Annotated in this window: 18 protein-coding genes; 6 read left to right on the top strand and 12 right to left on the bottom strand. The window is 64.8% G+C overall.

From position 1 onward, the window contains the following. The 4 genes from GSQ89_RS21645 to GSQ89_RS21660 all read right to left on the bottom strand — a co-directional run. A partial coding sequence (locus tag GSQ89_RS21645) for a hypothetical protein (protein WP_216856309.1) occupies positions 1-250 on the bottom strand: 250 nt, incomplete at its 3' end. After that, positions 240-2,972, bottom strand: coding sequence for a molybdopterin cofactor-binding domain-containing protein (locus GSQ89_RS21650; RefSeq protein WP_158929090.1), 2,733 nt, complete (start codon positions 2,970-2,972; stop codon positions 240-242). The genes GSQ89_RS21650 and GSQ89_RS21645, both read right to left, overlap by 11 nt. Then, positions 2,969-3,790, bottom strand: coding sequence for a xanthine dehydrogenase family protein subunit M (locus tag GSQ89_RS21655; protein WP_158929092.1), 822 nt, complete (start codon positions 3,788-3,790; stop codon positions 2,969-2,971). The genes GSQ89_RS21650 and GSQ89_RS21655 overlap by 4 nt, the downstream gene beginning before the upstream one ends. Positions 3,791-4,101: 311 nt before the next feature. Next, on the bottom strand, positions 4,102-4,362 hold the full coding sequence (locus tag GSQ89_RS21660) for a hypothetical protein (RefSeq protein ID WP_158929094.1): 261 nt from the start codon (positions 4,360-4,362) through the stop codon (positions 4,102-4,104). Between the two features lie 510 nt (positions 4,363-4,872). Here GSQ89_RS21660 and GSQ89_RS21665 point away from each other — a divergent pair. The 3 genes from GSQ89_RS21665 to GSQ89_RS21675 all read left to right on the top strand — a co-directional run bounded on the left by GSQ89_RS21665 (position 4,873) and on the right by GSQ89_RS21675 (position 6,924). Next, positions 4,873-6,258, top strand: a complete 1,386-nt coding sequence (locus tag GSQ89_RS21665; protein WP_158929096.1) for an MFS transporter — start codon at positions 4,873-4,875, stop codon at positions 6,256-6,258. A gap of 88 nt (positions 6,259-6,346) precedes the next feature. Then, entirely contained in the window at positions 6,347-6,580 is a 234-nt protein-coding gene (locus tag GSQ89_RS21670; RefSeq protein ID WP_158929098.1) for an AbrB/MazE/SpoVT family DNA-binding domain-containing protein, read from the top strand. Then, a complete protein-coding gene (locus GSQ89_RS21675; RefSeq protein WP_158929100.1) occupies positions 6,580-6,924 on the top strand; it encodes a type II toxin-antitoxin system PemK/MazF family toxin in 345 nt (114 codons plus the stop codon). The genes GSQ89_RS21670 and GSQ89_RS21675 overlap by 1 nt, the downstream gene beginning before the upstream one ends. A gap of 13 nt (positions 6,925-6,937) precedes the next feature. Here the strand turns inward: GSQ89_RS21675 and fahA are convergent, their stop codons facing one another. Continuing rightward, the gene (fahA, locus tag GSQ89_RS21680; protein ID WP_158929102.1) at positions 6,938-8,257 is read right to left on the bottom strand and encodes a fumarylacetoacetase; all 1,320 of its coding nucleotides are present in this window, start codon (positions 8,255-8,257) and stop codon (positions 6,938-6,940) included. 136 nt (positions 8,258-8,393) lie between these two features. Here fahA and GSQ89_RS21685 point away from each other — a divergent pair, with 136 nt between their 5' ends. After that, on the top strand, positions 8,394-9,749 hold the full coding sequence (locus GSQ89_RS21685) for an MFS transporter (protein WP_158929104.1): 1,356 nt from the start codon (positions 8,394-8,396) through the stop codon (positions 9,747-9,749). A gap of 275 nt (positions 9,750-10,024) precedes the next feature. On the opposite strand, the gene GSQ89_RS40200 is transcribed toward GSQ89_RS21685, so the two are convergent. The 6 genes from GSQ89_RS40200 to GSQ89_RS21710 all read right to left on the bottom strand — a co-directional run bounded on the left by GSQ89_RS40200 (position 10,025) and on the right by GSQ89_RS21710 (position 14,489). Beyond that, complete coding sequence (locus GSQ89_RS40200) at positions 10,025-10,207, bottom strand: hypothetical protein (RefSeq protein ID WP_371734281.1); 183 nt, start codon at positions 10,205-10,207, stop codon at positions 10,025-10,027. Positions 10,208-10,269: 62 nt separating this feature from the next. Next, complete coding sequence (locus GSQ89_RS40205) at positions 10,270-10,449, bottom strand: GxxExxY protein (RefSeq protein WP_216856310.1); 180 nt, start codon at positions 10,447-10,449, stop codon at positions 10,270-10,272. A 169-nt stretch (positions 10,450-10,618) separates the two neighbouring features. Next, positions 10,619-11,404: an alpha/beta fold hydrolase gene (locus tag GSQ89_RS21695; RefSeq protein WP_158929106.1), complete on the bottom strand. Its 786-nt coding sequence runs from the start codon at positions 11,402-11,404 to the stop codon at positions 10,619-10,621. 66 nt (positions 11,405-11,470) lie between these two features. Then, the gene (locus tag GSQ89_RS21700; RefSeq protein WP_158929108.1) at positions 11,471-12,304 is read right to left on the bottom strand and encodes an SDR family NAD(P)-dependent oxidoreductase; all 834 of its coding nucleotides are present in this window, start codon (positions 12,302-12,304) and stop codon (positions 11,471-11,473) included. A gap of 7 nt (positions 12,305-12,311) precedes the next feature. After that, a complete protein-coding gene (locus tag GSQ89_RS21705; RefSeq protein ID WP_158929110.1) occupies positions 12,312-13,346 on the bottom strand; it encodes an LLM class flavin-dependent oxidoreductase in 1,035 nt (344 codons plus the stop codon). Between the two features lie 69 nt (positions 13,347-13,415). Continuing rightward, positions 13,416-14,489 (bottom strand): alpha/beta fold hydrolase, encoded by a 1,074-nt coding sequence (locus tag GSQ89_RS21710; protein WP_158929111.1) that lies wholly within the window; start codon positions 14,487-14,489, stop codon positions 13,416-13,418. Positions 14,490-14,716: 227 nt separating this feature from the next. On the opposite strand from GSQ89_RS21710, the gene GSQ89_RS21715 reads away from it, so the two are divergent. Further along, positions 14,717-15,145, top strand: coding sequence for a hypothetical protein (locus GSQ89_RS21715; RefSeq protein WP_158929113.1), 429 nt, complete (start codon positions 14,717-14,719; stop codon positions 15,143-15,145). 17 nt (positions 15,146-15,162) lie between these two features. Here GSQ89_RS21715 and GSQ89_RS21720 read toward each other — a convergent pair whose 3' ends face one another. Beyond that, positions 15,163-15,948, bottom strand: coding sequence for a Crp/Fnr family transcriptional regulator (locus tag GSQ89_RS21720; protein ID WP_158929115.1), 786 nt, complete (start codon positions 15,946-15,948; stop codon positions 15,163-15,165). Positions 15,949-16,220: 272 nt separating this feature from the next. On the opposite strand from GSQ89_RS21720, the gene GSQ89_RS21725 reads away from it, so the two are divergent. Then, entirely contained in the window at positions 16,221-16,631 is a 411-nt protein-coding gene (locus GSQ89_RS21725; RefSeq protein ID WP_158929117.1) for an OsmC family protein, read from the top strand. Positions 16,632-16,636 lie beyond the last annotated feature (5 nt).

Genomic DNA, 16,636 nt, shown 5'->3' on the forward strand with positions numbered 1-16,636 from the left:
CCGTCATGGCCGCGACGTCCACCCCCGTCACGGCCGCGACGTCCACCCCCGTCATGGCGGCGACGCCTACCCCCGTCATGGCGGGCGCAGGCCCGCCATCCACGCCTTTGTCCGGACCGCTGCCATCAGGCGTGGCTGGCGCGCCCACGTCCGCCAGGACGGTCAGAGCCCGCTGCTCGTCGCGTCCCTCCTGCAGCCGCAGCAGCGCGGCCTCCTCAGGCGCATCGGTCGCCGCATGATTATTCGTCATGCGACCCCGCTTCCTGCAACGCCGCCAGCACGCGATCCGGCGTCGCGGGCACCTGGGTCAGCCGCACGCCCGTCGCCGCCGCGATGGCATTCAGGATCGCCGGCGCGGTCGCGATCAGTGCGGGTTCCCCCACGCCCTTCGCGCCGTACGGACCCAGCGGGTCGGCCCGTTCGATCAGGATGGTTTCGATCGGCGGTACGTCGCCAATGGTGGGGATCAGGTAGTCGTGCAAATTGTCGGTCCGTCCCGGCACGAATTCCTCCATCAACGCCAGCCCGAGGCCCTGCGCCACCCCACCCTGGATCTGCCCCTCGACCTGCTGCGGGTTGATCGCCCGCCCCACATCATGCGCGGCAACGATCCGCCGGCAACGCACCGTGCCGAGTTCGAGATCCACCTCCACCAGGGCAGCTTGGGCCGCGAAGGCGTAGCTGGCATAGGGGATGCCCTGCCCATCCGCGTCCAGCGGCGTGGTCGGCGGATCGAACCGCCCTTCGCCGCGCAGCACCAGACCATCCGAGTCCACCGGCATGGTCGCGGGATCAAGCATCGTCTCACCAACCTGGATGATGCCGCCGCTGACCCGGATCGCCGCATCCGGCCCGACATTGGCCCGCCGCAGAATCGCCGACCGCAACGCCATCCCCGCCAGTCGCACCGCATTACCACTGACAAACGTCTGCCGGGATGCGCTGGTCTTTCCCGCATCGCGAGTCAGGTCGGTATCGCCGGCAATCAGGTCGATCGAGCCCACCGGCACCCCCAATGCCTCGGCCGCGATTTGCAGCATGATGGTGTTGGACCCCTGGCCGATATCCACCGCCCCCGAGAACAGCGTGACCCCGCCAGCCCGCGTCACGCCGATCACCATCTCCGACGGATTGGACAGGCTGGTGTTGCCGATCCCGTACCACATGCAAGCGACCCCGGCGCCGCGGCGCAAATGCGCCGGTGCCCGCGCATTGAAATCCGCCGCCTCCGCCAGCAACGCCCGCCAGCGCGGCCGCAGCGCATCCAGGCATTCGGGCAGCGCCGCGCCTTCGCCCAGCACCTGCCCCGTGGCGATCGTGCTGCCGACGCCCAGCGCATTGCGCCGGCGGAATTCCAGCTTATCGAGGCCAACCCGAACCGCCAGCATATCCATCAAAGCCTCACCCGCGATCGCCGCCTGCGGCACGCCGAACCCGCGAAACGCGCCAGAGGGCGGCCCGTTGGTATGGATCGCCGTGGTGGTGCAACGCACGTGGGGCACCACATAAGGACCCATCGCATGCACCGGCACACGGTTGGCGACGGTCGGCCCCCAGCTTGCGTACGCGCCGGTATCGAAATCGCCATGAAACCGGAACGCGGTCAGCCTGCCGTCCGCATCGGCCGCCGCCGAGGCGGTGATGCGCGACGGATGCCGCTTCGTCGTCGCCGCCATGCTTTCGGGCCGCGTGTAGACCATCCGCACCGGCCGGCGCAGCAGCCACGCCGCGATCGCGGTCAGCGGCTGCACCGACAGGTCCAGCTTGCCGCCAAACCCGCCACCGACCGCTGTGGGCACGATCCGCACATCCGTAGCCGGGATACCAAGGATCGGCCCCAATTCGTCACGATCCATATAAGGGGTCTGGGTGCAGGCGACGATCTCGATCCGGTCTCCGACGCGGCGCGCGTAACCCGCTTCGGGCTCAATATAAGCATGCTCGACGAACCCGCTGCGCGTGGCGATTTCCGCGCGTATCGTGGCGTTCGCCAGCGTCCCGTCGACGTCGCCGCAAACGACGCGGCCACGGCACAGCACATTGCCCGGCGCATGCGCATGCAGATCGGCCGAGGTCCCGGCGTTTTCAAACGTCACCTCCGGCAGCACGTCCCAGGTGATCGGCAGGTCGGCGTCGCGGATCGCCGCGAGTGTCTCCGCATCCCCGACCAACGCACACACCGCTTCCCCACGATGCCTGACATGGCTCTCCGCCAGCACCGGCTGGTCCTTGCCCGTGGGATAGATGCCATACAGGTTGCGTCCCGGCACGTCGGCGGCCGTCAGCACCCGGACCAGGCCGGGATGCGCCGCCAGCACAGGCGCCCAGTCACCCAGCGTAAACCGCGCATGGGCGTGCGGGCTGCGCACCGCGCGCAGCGACAGTTCGGCTTCCTGCGGCAAGCTGTCCGCGCCGAAACGGTCGCTACCGGTCAGTTTGGCAATGCCATCGACTTTCGCCACCCTCGCCCCGACCGCCCCCAGTTCGGGATTGGCCGTCGGACGGCCTGCCGCGACGTCCAGCACCGCCTCGATGATCGTCCGGTATCCCGTGCAACGGCACAGCACGCCGCCCAGGGCATCCTGCACCGCGACCTCCGTCGGTTCGGGGTTTTCCGCCAGCAACTGCGACGCCGCCATCAGCATCCCCGGCGTGCAGAACCCGCATTGCGCGGCCCCGTGTCGCAGAAAGGCATCTTGCAGCGCGTTCGGCGCCCCGTCCCGAGCCAACCCCTCCACCGTAACCACGCTGCGCCCGTCTACCCGAACAACGGGCACCAGGCAGGCACAGACCTGCCGCCCATCCAGCAGCACCGTGCAGGCGCCGCAATCGCCGGCATTGCAGCCGATCTTGGTGCCGGTCAGTCCCAGCGTGTCGCGCAGCACATCGGCCAGGCGTTGCATCGGATCCGCCTGGACCTGGACCGGCAACCCATTCAGCGTGAACCCGATGCGCTCAGCGGGCGACCTCATGCCGCCACCGCCCGCCGCAGCAAGGTGCCGACCGCCTGGCGCCGGTACGCCGCCGTCGCCCGTATGTCGCCGATCGGCGACAGCGGCGCCAGATGCTCGCCCACAATACCCACCGTATCGCCGAACGTGCCGATCAACGCGTCTTCCAGCGCCGGCAGCCGTTGCGCGGTGGCGGAGCAAGCGCCAGCGGCGACCCGAACCCGAGCGATCCGGCCATCCGCCGCCCGCGTGATCACGGCGGCGACCATGGCGATGGAGATCACCAGATAGCGCCGGGCGCCGAGCTTCAGAAACACCGACCGCGCCGTTTCATCCGAACGTGGAATGCGCAGGCCAAGCACCAGTTCGTCCGGCCGGCGAGCGGTTTTGCGCGGACCCAGAAGAAAATCCGCCAGGGGCAGAACCCGATTGCCAGCCACGCTGGCCAGTTCGACGCTCGCCTCCAACGCCAGCAGGCAGGGGATGCCGTCGGCGGCGGGACTGGCATTGCAGACATTGCCCGCCAGCGTGCCGGCGTTTTGGATCTGCACCCCGCCCACCTGGCGCGCCGCCTGCTTCAGGCCGTCGAACACCGATGGCAACGCGGTTTCAATGATGTCGGTCCAGGTGGCGAGGCAGGGGATCCACCAGTGATCGGCGCGCGCCTCGATCCGGCGCAAGCCGGGCAGGGCGGCAATGTCGAGAACAGCTTCATCCGGCGTTTGGACCACCCGAGACGGGTAGAAATCGGTGCCCCCGGCCAACGGAACCAACGGGGGCCGCGCGGCCAGGGCTGCCAGCGCGTCGGAAAGGCTTGATGGTCGGAAGTAACTTCCCATGCCCCACCAGATCGTTTGTATACGTATGATTTCCCGGTTTCACCGCCGCTGTCAAGCGTTCGCGCCGGTTCTCCGCCGCATGCCAGTGCGAGAAACGACCCTCGGGTCAAGCCTCAGGGCGTGCGCGGCGACCCGAGCGGCGAAGCCGTCAACCCCGGCAGCGTGTCACGACAATTGATTTGGATATGTCTCAGGGGACCCTTACGATCCCGGCAAAGCAACCGGTTCCTGATTGAAACAGGCGTCAGCGATCAGTCTGATTGTGATGCCCGCCAAACCCGACGGGCCGTGACGTCTGTTCCGCCGTCCGGTCAGGAACTCAGATTGACATCATGCCACGCTTGAAAGCGCAGCACCGGTCGGCCAACTTCACGAATCACGGGCGTTGAAAGCGACATCTGGACGCGGCGCTCACAGTAAGCCGCCTCGGTCAGGCAGAAGGTGCGCATGGCGTCCACCGTCGCGGCAGCCGCCTCCGCGCGCCACAATTCCGCACGCTCCTTCAACACCACAGGATCATAAGGGCTTCGGCTCATGCCAAGTCTAATAGTTGGCTCGGTGGCAATTGACAATCATATTTCGCTTGAACTGATCGCCTAGTGAAAAAATTAATATTCCGGGTTTTCGCCGATGGCCCGGGCGTGTCGCCATCAACCGGATTCCGGCCATATTTCCGAGGCACCGGAACAGCTTTTCCGCCACCGGCCACCCGGATCGGAAGATGAGCAGCGGGCGCGGGCAACCCACTCCGCTCGGGAAACCCGGGGCCCGGATGATTGGTAGCGCAACCAGCCCGAACGCGGATTGACTATGCGAATACAATGCGATGCCACCTTTCCATTCCGGCATAGCCCCGGTGGGCCGATCCCAACGCCTGGCTCCCAAGTGTTGGGTGAATTGGCCCACCAAACCCAGTAGCCGGTCCCAACCCAAGCGCCGGATGAACCGAACGCACCCAAACCGCCGGCGCGCCTCTGGCCGAACGAGGTGTGATGTGCCAGCGTCGTTCCAACACGCTTGCGGCAGACCGCCGAACTGGGCGCGGACCGGGTTGTGAAAGCCCGCGGCGGAGGGGAAAACGGATGTTTGAGGTCCTGGACCAGCGACGATCGCTGACCGGCAATCAGAAGCGCATCATTGCCGCGGCGATCTTGGGCGATATGCTGGAATTCTTCGATTACTTCCTGATCGGGTTCGTGCTGGCCTTCGTGGTCGGGCCGTGGATGCTGACATTTCTGCGGTCGGCGATCGTGCTGCTGTCCTCGGGCATCGGCGCCATGGTGGGCGCGGCGTTCTGGGGCTGGATGGCAGACAAGATCGGCCGCCGGCCGGTGTTCAACCTCACAATCCTCAATTTCTCACTGGCCACCGGGGCGCTGTACTTCACCCCGGACAACGGCTGGATATACCTGACCTTGATGCGCACGGTCGTCGGGTTCGGCGTCGGCGGCCTTTACTGCGTCGACCTGCCGTTGGTGCAGGAGTTCATGCCCGCCTCCAAACGCGGGTTCATCGGTGGCGTGGTGACCGCGTTCATCCCGCTCGGGGTGATGATCGGCAGCCTGTTCGGCGGCTACCTGACCCCCCTGATCGGCTGGCGCGGCCTGTTCGCCGCCGGCGTGCTGCCGGCGCTGGCGGTGCTGCTGATCCGCGTGTGGGTGCCGGAATCCCCCCGCTGGCTGCTGCGCCAGGGCCGCGTCGCCGATGCCAAGAAATCGCTCGCCTGGGCGCTGGAGATGGATCCGAACGACCTGCCCGACCCCACGGCGCTGGAGTGCGAATCGACACCGACGCGCTTCCTCGACCTGTTTAAGTATCCGCGCAGCCTAGTCGTGTCCTGGCTGGGCAATCTGGGCGCTCAGACCGGCGCCTACGGCGTGGTGCTGTGGGCGCCGACGCTGTTCGTGCTGGTGCTGCAGGTGTCGCCGGCGCAGGCCGCCAGGGCGATGATCGGGGTGACGCTGGCCGGTGTCGCCGGACGGTTTGCGTTTTCCTGGCTGTCGGAATGGATGGGCCGGCGCCCGTCCGGGGGGCTGATGGGCTTCGGCGCGGCGCTGTTCGTCATGTTGGCGGGACTCTGCCACGCCGACATGGTGTTTGGTGTCTCGGTGTTCTGGCTGCTGCTGATCTGCGCCGCCTTCTTTTTCGATGGCGGGTTCGCGGTGGTCGGGCCGTATGCGGCCGAGGTATGGCCCTCGCATCTGCGCACCTCCGGCATGGGCAGCGCCTATGGGTTCGGCGGCCTCGGCAAGATCATCGGCCCGCTGGGTTTGGCCCTGGTCGTCGGCAGCTCCAACGTGGTGAAGCCGGAGGCCACACTGACCGCGATTCAACCGGCGTTCCTGTACCTGGCATGCTGGTTCGCCCTGGCGGGCGCGGTCTATCTGTTCCTGGGCGTCGAAACCAAGGGCCGTTCCATCGAAGAAATAGACCAGGGCGTGAAACGGCTGCCGGCGGTGGCGGAATGAAGTTCCCTGCCGCAGCGTGCTTGTCGGCTGGGCTCGCTGGTTGGCTGAAATATACTATGTATAGCCAGAACGGTATCAGGAGGCCGGGATGGCGGTCACTCTGCATAAATGGGGCAACAGCGTTGGCGTTCGGCTTCCCAAGCCAATGCTGGAGCAGGTCGGCCTGAGGGAAGGCGCCCAGGTGGACGTGCTGGTCGAAGGCAACCACTTGGTGATCCGCCGCAAGCGGCTGAATCTCGCGGACTTGCTGGCGCAGTGCAAGCCGGAGAACCGGCCGGATCCGGCCGATTGGGGGCCGCCGGTGGGGCGTGAAATCATCTGATGGCACGGGCCGGTTACATACCGGCGCGCGGCGACTTCGGCGGGCTGGTACTCGATCCCCGCGTGGGTCGAGAGCAGTCCGGTGAGCGGCCTGCGCTGGTATTGTCCGACCGGGAATTCAACGATTTGACCGGCTACATTTTTGCCGCCCCGGTCACCAGCAGCCAGCGAGGCTGGCCATTCGAGATCCCCATTCCGCCCGGTGCTCGGGTTGGCGGCGTGGTGTTGGCTGACCAGACAAAAAGTATCGACTACGTCGCGCGCCATGTCCGCTATGTTGCGGATTCGCCCCCAGGACTGGTCGAGGCGGTTTTGGCCCGGGTCGCCGCGATTTTATCGCTCTGAATGGGGCCAGCCGTCACCCCAAGGCCAGCGCCTCGCCAATCGTCCCCCGGCATTCACCAAAGCCGATCGAGGCGTAGCCATCCCGCCGCGCCGTGCCACGGAAAATGACCTCGTCACCATCCATCAGATAGGTGCGCGTCTCACCGCCCGGCAGCGACACCGGATTGCGCCCGCCGCGTGTCATCTCCAGCAGGCACCCCTCTGACCCCGGCACGGTCCCCGAGACCGTGCCGCTGCCGAACAGGTCCCCCGGCCGCAGGTCGCAGCCGTTGGACGTGTGGTGCGCCACCATCTGCGCTGCGGTCCAATACAGCATCGACGCATTTGCCCGCGACAGCACATGCGGCGCCGCCCCCGCCGCCCGCATCCGCGGCGTCAGCAACAGCACCTGGAAGTCGATGCCGAAGCACCCGCGCGCCTGATCCGCCACGTCGTTCAAATGCGGCAACGGCGCCGGATCGCCGGCCGGACGAGGCGGCTGCGCCATGCGGAACGGCGCCAGCGCCTCCGAGGTGACGATCCAGGGTGACACGAACGTCGAAAGACTCTTGGACAAAAACGGACCCAGAGGCTGCGACTCCCAGGCCTGGATATCGCGCGCCGACCAGTCGTTCAGCAGGCAGAACCCGGCGATGTGCCGCGACGCCTCGGCGATCGGAATGGGTGAGCCGAGTTCGTTGCCCGGTCCGATCCAGACGCCCAACTCCAGCTCGTAATCCAGGTTGCGGCAAGGCCCGAAATCCGGAGCATCCTGCTCCGGCAACTTACGTTGCCCGTTCGGCCGCCTTACCAAACCACCCCCCGTCCGCACCGAAGACGCTCGGCTATGATACGCGACAGGAACATATTTGTAGTTCGGCATCAGCGGATTGTCCGGCCGGTTGATCATACCCGCGGTGTGCGCGTGGTGAATCCCGGCAAAGAAATCGGTGAAGTCGCCAATGGCCGCCGGCAATTGCATCACGCACCCGGAGGCATCATGCACAAGCCGGCTGATGGCCCGGATCTTCGCTATACCAGCACCTTTGGCGTCCAGGATTTCGCCGACGCGGCGCCGCAACGCTTGGCGCGCGGCTGGCCCTGCTTCCAGCAACGGGTTCAAAGTCCGGCCGCTCGCCGCTTCGGCGGCCTCGCGCGCCGCACCGGAGAATAAATCGGCCTCCAGCGCCGCGCCGATGTCGAAAATGCTCTCCCCGATCGCAATGCCACCCCGAGCAGCGCCGCCTTGAGGGCTGAACACCCCAAGCGGAAGGTTTTGGATAGGGAATGTCGCGTGGCCGTTGGCGGATGCGATCCAACTGGTTCGGTCGGCAGCATGCGTCTCGTCGATCATCCGCGTTCTCCCCTGCGCTGCGCCCTGGATAGCGCGCGGCGGGGCTGAGGTAAAATCGCCGCACGCTTGCGCTGGCCGGCGGGGTGGATCAACGTCGGCAAAACAGCAAAAGTCGCCGGCAGGGAAACGAAACCATATGAGTCAGAAGCTGACACCGGAACTGATCGGGCGGGCGATCGACAAGATCACGCTGAACAACGCCCTGATCTTCATCATTGGCGTGGCGGCCTTCGGGTTTTTCTTCGACTCGTTCGATATCGTTATCGTCTCCTACGCGCTGCCGATGATCAGGCAGGAATTCCGACTCGACCCCACGCAGGTCGGCCTGATCGGTTCCTCGGCCCTCGCGGGGATGGGGCTGGGATCGTGGATGTGGGGCTGGGTCGCCGACCGCTGGGGCCGGCGTGTCGTGTTCGCGGCGACGGTGCTGATGTTCTCCATCTGCACCGGCATCGCCGGCCTGTCGATGTCGCTTGGTTTTCTGATCGGCGCCCGCTTCCTGACTGGCCTGGGTCTGGGCGGCATGGTGCCGATCGACCAGGCGCTGGTCGCCGAATATGCCCCCGCACGCATTCGCGGCCGGGTCAGCGCCATGCTGCCGCTGTGCTGGCCGATCGGCATCTTCGCCGCGGCCGGCGCCGGTCTTCTGATCGTGCCGCATCTGGGCTGGCGCTGGCTGTTCGCGCTGGGCGCGTTGCCGGCGGTGCTGGTCTTCTTCATCCGCCGGGGCGTCCCGGAATCGCCGCGCTGGCTGGCCGATCGAGGCCGGCACGACGAAGCCCGAACGTCCCTGGCCTATGTCGGTGTCAACGACACGATGATCGACCAGGCCCACCGTGAAATCGCCGCCGAACCCCTGACGCCACCGGTGCGCGATGCGACGTTCGGCGATCTGTTCACCCCGCGGTATGCCCGCCGGGTCGCGCATACCTGGCTGATGTGGTTCTGCTCCGGCTTTGCGGCAACCGCGTTCAGCGTGTGGCTGCCGTCGATTTTCGCGACTTATTACCATATCAACCTGACCCGGACGCTGGTCTATACATTCATCGTGGCGGGCACATCGGTGGTGGGGCGGGTGTTCGCGTTCAGCCTGATCGACCTGTTCGGCCGCAAGGCGCTGATCGTGATCGGCTATGGCGTCGCCGGCGGCGCGGCGCTGCTGTTCACCCAGGCAACGACGGAAACCGCGCTGCTGGCGACAGCGATGTTATACGGGTTCTTCGCCGATATCGGCTCGCTGGCGATGACGGTGTACACGCCGGAGGTCTACCCGGTGCGCATACGCGGCAAGGGGACCGCGATTGCCATGGGCTGGGGACGGTTCGGCGGCATGGTTTCGCCCGTCGTGGCGGGCTTGCTGATCAGCGCCGACAACCTGGCCCTGGTATGGGGACTGATGGCCGCGTTCCAATTCACCTCCGCCGGCCTGACCCTGCTGATGGCGCGCGAAACCAGCGGCCGCAATCTGGAAACGGTCGCCAAACCGGCGTGAAAAATATTGTATTATCAGAATTTCTTCGGAAAGCTGACCGATCTGGATTTGCACTCAGTCGCGTTGACATTGACGCCCCAACCTCGTGATGGCCCGGGGCCAGTCCGGGCCATCTGCCACCGTAATGTTGCCGGATCGGATGCCCCGGACTTCGCCGGCCCAAGACGAGCCTGATGTGTCAACGTCAACGGCGGCTGGCATAAGTTTCCACCGGCAGTCCCACCCGCCATGAATGAAACCCGGCCCGTCGGAGCCACGGCCATGGCTTTTCTTTTTTAAGGCGGATGAAGCGGGATAAGGGGAGATGAAGGGGGTTTGTTCCGCAAACAGGCTTGGGCGGTGATGCGGCGGATTTCGACTTTGGGTTGACCGAATATGATCCGAAATCCAAACATATTGCCGGTCGCCCGCAAGTAATTTCGGCGTTGCGGGACATGTACATCGCTCAGCGCGCCCACAACTTTGAGTTCGACGATGACCTGATCCTCGACCAGCAGGTCGGCGGTCTATTCGCCAACAATCACCTCGTCGCAAAAGACCACGATCCCCCGCCGCTGCACCCGGACTTTCGCATCTCATGCGCAAGGGCATTCTGGTAGACCTTCTCAACCAACCCATGATCGAGCGCATTGACCAACCCGAAAAGCACACCCAACAATCCGTTCGGTGACCGGCGTCCACAACCACGCATCCCCTTCATCCATCTGTATCCCGCTAATCCGCCTTATAAAACCTGCCTCAGCGTCCGTGCCGACGCCGGAAGGGGGCGCGAAGGTCTTAAGCTGCTTGTATTGAAGAACCATAAATCCCTCCGTACGATTCGGCGGCCCGCTATCGCTGCCATGCAGCAATAGTAACGACCCCAACGCTCAGTCCAGAAACGCCCGCAACTGTTGCAAGGCAAACGCCGGTCGTTCCCGCACCGAAGCGTACCCGGCGGCCGGCACTTCCACCACCCGACTGCCCGCGATGGTTTCATTCATCCATTTCGCCGCGTCCTTGAACGACTGGCGTTCGTTCGACCCCAGCATGATCAGCGTGGATGCGGTGACTTTCCTCGTCTGCTCCCGAGCATCGAGCATGGCGAGTGCCTCGCAGGCCAGGGCATAGCCTTCGCCGTCGCATGCCTCGAACGTCTCGCGCACGTGACGAACGTCCGGGCCGTTCTCGGTCAGCGAATCGGCGGTGAAGAACACCTGCATCAGAAACGGAATCAGGCTTTTCACCCCGTCCTTGCGCGCCGCCGCCGCCCGCACCGGCCAGTTGGCCCGTGACTCGTCATCGTAACGAGGCGAGCAATCGGCCAGCACCAGCCTGTCCACCATGTCGGGATAAGTGCCGGCGAAATGCTGCGCCACGCTGCCGCCCAGGGAGATACCCATCAGGTGAAACCGGGTCAGCCCGTCGCGCAACGCGACCTGACGCAGTTGTTCGGTCAATTCCGGCACGCCGTACTGGTGGCCGGGCAGCGGCGTCCCGGGATGACCGGGCAAGCTGTAGGCGATCAGCTCATTCCGCTCCATCAGCGGATCCAGCACGTCCCAGAAACGCCACGACTGACCAAGGCAATGGATCAGCACCAACGGCTTTCCCGAACCGCGCCGGTGCAGTTCGATCAGACCCGGATCGAGAGGTTTCGGGTTCCAGTTTTCCACAGACGGTTTCCTTTGCAGGCGTTTTTCGTTCACAGGCGGCCATGGAGTCCCGGCCGCGGCACACGGTCACACCGCCGGAAACGCGGCCTCATCCTGCGGATGCAGAACAAACCCCGCCGGACGGCCGTTTTTGCGAGCGGCGTCGGCAGGGGCCAGCGAAACGTCCCATGTCAGTGCATCGAACCGGTAGCCGTTCACCTTGTCGGCCGCTGTCGAAACGACAAACAGCAGCGGCGGCACCATCTCATCCGGCTCGACCAGCCTCGGTACCCGTCCCTCGCGGCTCCAGTCCTTCAGTTCCTGGTTCATGCCAGGCGTGTTCGCCCCAGCACCCGGATTGACGATATTCACCGTCATGCCGGACCCGGCGGCTTCCTTGGCCCAGATTTCCGTCGTCATCTCCAGCGCCGCCTTGGACGACCCGTAGGGAACCGACCCCTCCCGGTTCATCGTGTCCAGCTTGGTCGTCACGTTGACGATACGGCCCCAGCCCTGGTTCACCAGGATCGGCGCCACGCGGCGTCCCATCTGGTCGGCGGCGACATAGTTGGTGTCCATCACGTTCTGGATCACCTCGTCCTTCACCTCCCAGAATTTCCGGGGCTTTTCACGGCGAAATCGGGCGGGATCGATATAGGTGAAGGTCAGGCCGGCATTGTTGACCAGGATGTCCAGCCGCCCGAACACCGACAACGCCTCGGCTACCACCTTGTCGCAGGCCGCCGGGGACCGCAGGTCCGCGACCATCGGGCGGACATTCGTCGTCCCCTCCATGGGCGCGACATCCTCCGGCAGATGTCCGACAGCCAGGACCCGCACGCCCGATGCGGCCAGGCCCAAGGTCATGCCGCGCCCCAGGCCGCGCAGCCCACCCGTAACGATGGCGACCCGATCAGTCATGATGCACCTACTCCGCCGCTGCCGTGCTGGATGACCCCTCGGTCCGGAAATGCGGCATCACTTCCCTGGCGAAGCGGCGCAGGTTCTGCCGAGAGGTTCCGCCGCCGTTCAGCAGGATATATTCGACACCCTGCGCCTGCAGCCGTTCGATCTTGCGGCAGATTTCGTCCGGCGTGCCGTACAGCGCGCTTTCCTCACTGGCTTCCTTGGTGTCGGAGAATGCCATGATGCTGGCCGTGTTGTTGCCGTCGGGACGCTGGCTGATCGTGTGGAGGCGCCGTTGGCCGGCCATGCGCCGCTCCACCGCCGCTTCTTTCTCCGCCGCGGTATCCGCAACGAAAAACGCGCGCGCTACGCCGACCTGGGATGGATCGAAGCCAAACCCGTTGGCCAGCATCGCCGCTTTGTACGTATTGAAACGATTGATCGTCTCGTCGATCGAGGCGAACTGATCCAGCAGCAGATTGTGGCCGCGCGCGGCGACCTTGCGGATGCTCTCGGCATGGCCGGCGCCCTGCCAGAACGGCGGATGCGGCTTCTGGTTGGTCGGCGGCTCCACGATGATGTCGTCGAACTGCCAATACTTTCCGTGGAACGAAAACCGCTCGTTCGAGGTCCAGGATTTGGTGATGATATCGATGGATTCCTCGAAACGGGCACCGCCTTCCTCCATCGGAATGCGGAAACCGGCAAATTCGTTATGGCGGTAACCTTTGCCGATGCCGAAATCCAGCCGCCCGCCCGACAGCAGGTCCACGGTCGCGGCTTGTTCCGCCAGCAGCACGGGATTGTGCCAGGGCAGCACAAGAACAGCGGTGCCAAGCCGCAAGTTTGTTGTTTTAGCTCCGATCCAACTGAGCAGGTTCAGCGTGGCCGAGACCTGCCCAAACCCGGTGAAATGGTGCTCGACGATGAAGGAGCTGTGATAGCCCAGGCCCTCGGCTTCGATGAGGTATTCGATGTAGTCGTTGAATCCGGCGGCGCTATCGACGTCCGGTCCGCCGCGCTGCGCCTGGGCGGCGCCGAAAAGTCCAAAACGCATGGTTTGCCTCCCTGGGATCTTGGTCTCAAGCTTGTCTGGAGGTACCGGGAATGTCCACCCCAGCCGGAACTACATCGTCTTCCGTGGCACCGTCGCCAGGAAATCCCGCAGTTGTTGCTGCCAGAATTTCGCCATTCCGGTGGTGCCGTGACCGCGGGTCTCCGCACTGGCCGGAATCAACAGCAAATGCCCGTTCTTCACCCGCGTCAGCGCTTGGGTCATCAGCCCGGTTTCCGGCGGATTGCGCTCGTCGTCGGCCGAGTTGATCGCCAGCAGCGGTGCCGTGATCCGGTTCAGTTCCGGGGCCGGATCATAGTCGCGGGACGATTCCCATTGGTAAATGAAGTCATTGGCGTCAACCGGCGCCGGTGCCGCCAGGCGTTCATCCACCAGGGCGTCGGCTTTTTGCCGCGTCGGCGCCAGCGCCTGATAGGCCAGCGTCCCGCCACTGCTGGCGATGCCCATGAACACGTTCGCCAACCGCAGCGACGGTGGCTGCACGGTATAGTTTCCGTTGTCGTATGCCGGATCCCGCCGGATCGTTTCGATCATCATGCGCCGCAGCATCCAGTTGCGGCTGGCCATCGCGGTCGGCAGCGACGCCATCGGGGCCAGGGCATCCATGAAGCCAGGATGCGCTTCGCCCCACATCCAGGTCTGCATCCCACCCATCGAGTTTCCGATCACCAGGCGAAGATGGCCGATATGCAGGCCCTCGGACACCAACCGATACTGGGCCAGAACCATGTCGTCGTAGTTGTAGTGGGGGAACCTGGTTCGCAAACCCTCGGACGGCCGGGTCGATTGGCCGGCGCCGATCGCGTCGGGCAGGATAATGAAGTATTTCGCCGCATCCAGCGTCTGGCCGGGACCGAACAACTCGCCGGCGAAGCCCGGAGTCAGCATGGCATGGCCGGACTGGCCGGTGCCATGCAGGACCAGGACAGGCTGACCATCCGGATTGCCGATGGTGGTGTAGTGCAGCCGCAGCGCCGGCATAATGTCACCGGTATGGAACTTGAAGTCATGCGCGACCCAGTCGGCTTCCTTGGGGGCTGGATAGTCGGCGGCGACGGCCGACCCCGCCACCATGCAAAGAGCCGCGACCCATGCGGAACGCAACCAGTGGCGTGTTGTTTTCATTGCACTTTCCCCCGAACCTGAATGATCGTGCAAAAAAGCGCCCGCCGGGCGGTTTGTCACACACGAACGAACGTTACCCGGACGCACGAGACTGGCCAAGAGACCAGCCCCGGCTACCGATTATTGATCTGCATCAATGCGCCAGATCGAAGCAGGACCGCCTGGACCATGCGACAAGGGACACCGGTTCCCCATAGACGTTCACCGAAACCACGGGATTGGCCGCGATGCCGCGGGCGAACGATGACAAGTCGAACGATCTGCATGTTGCGCTGGCCGGCCTGGGATTGGCCGGAACGATCCTGATGGTGACGATCGTCGGCGCATTGCGGCTCGCCCAGGCCATGGGTCCGCGGATCGGCGATATCATCGCCTTCGACCCCACACGGACGGTTTCCTCCGACGACCAGACAGCGATCAAAGTGACACCACTGCTCCGGCCAGCCAGGGGTGCGTGTATACTGGACCCGCATGTCATGGCGCAGGCCGGCGGCAGCTTTATGATCGAAGCCACGTCGGCTGGGGCCGGCCGCGGGTATCGCCTGCGCTGGGCCGGCAGCCACACGAGCGACGGACCGACCGATTGCGGTTCGACAGGCGTGTTTCTGCTGAGCCACACCGATGTCGTGAAACTGAAGCTGTCATCGGGCCATTGAGCCGCGGCTGGCGAGCCTCAAACGATGGCGTCCGAGGGAAAGGCGGGCATCGGCCGGGGTATCAGATAGCCCTCCTCGAAGCCGGCGAGCGACGACAGCGACGCAAGATCATGAACGACGACAAGGTGGTCTTCGATCGTAACGAGACCTTCTTCCCGCAGGCAGCGGATCATCCGGTTGATGTGCGGGCCGCTGAGGCCCAGTACGTCGGCGATCAGCTCCTGCGTCAGCGGCAGCATATAGGACAGGTCGCCGGCCAGACCGGCGGCGCGCAGCCGGACAAGCAGTTCCAGGATCAGGTGCGCGAGCCGCTCATAGGCCGACCGGCGCCCGAGATCGACGAGATGCTCGCCGTCCATGGCGCTCTCGCATGCCGAAGACCAGAACAACGCGGCGGCAAGGCGCGGGAAATGCGTGAACATGCCGAACAACTTCGCGAACGAGATCGGTGCGACGACGACCTCGGTCAGCGAGGAGACCGAATTGACCGCGACCTGGAACAGGCAGGACGGAAATCCCATCAGGTCCCCGGGCAATCCCAGGTTCAGCACCTGCCGCTTGCCGTCGGGCAGCACCTTGTAGCGGGAGACAAACCCCTCGCACAGGATGAACAGCGTGTCGTACCGATGGCCCGCGACAATGATCTCCCGCCGCCGTGGCAGTTTTCGCCGCGGTTCGTGCAGGCCTCGCAGGAACTCGGCCTCGTCGTCGGTCATCGGCATGTAGGTTTGCAATCGCTCCAGCAGCGGGAAGGCTCGGGTGGACGTGGTTGATGATACGCATAGGCCTGTTTTTTGCGGCATCGCCAATCGGGTCATGTTCACCTCGACAACGCGTAGTGGGGCAACACGTATGGCCTGACGGAAAAGCGGTCTTCGGTAGGGCGGTCGATCCAAATTGGACCGATATCGTATCGAATAGGCGCGCGGTGAAGAAGAGATCCGCACCAGGCAAGGCGGGATCGAAGTCGCGGCGCATCGCCGGGCAAGACTCGGCATTAACCTGCGTCAATATGCCAGTTTGTGGCCGGCCTTACCAGGATTTGTATTTACTGCCATCGAGGGGGGTATCCGGTATGGACATCGCGTGCAGTGTCGATCTGGATTCGGGCATCGCTAACCATGTCCGGACCACTGTGACCACGGACGGCGAGGTCTCGCGTTCGGGTGTCGGCAAGCGGCCGGAGGCACTGCTGATCGCCGCCATCGCTTCGAGCTATGGCGTCACGCTGCGCGACAACCTGTCCGCCGCTGCCTTGCCACGGACAGGGGTTTTCGTGCGCGCGCATGGTGCCATCGCCCTGGTATCCGGAAAACCGAGACTGACCCGGGTGACCATCGATCCGGCCATTCGCGGAGCGGACAGGACGCAGCGGGATGCCTATCAACGGGCGGCCATCGCGGCGCGTGACGACTGCCTGATCGGCCGAGCGATAAGGGGGAACGTGGCGTATGTGGTGGGTGACGTCACGTTCGCGGCGGCGTAAGGCCG

This window comes from Acidisphaera sp. S103 (assembly GCF_009765975.1).
Taxonomy (GTDB): Bacteria; Pseudomonadota; Alphaproteobacteria; order Acetobacterales; family Acetobacteraceae; genus Rhodopila.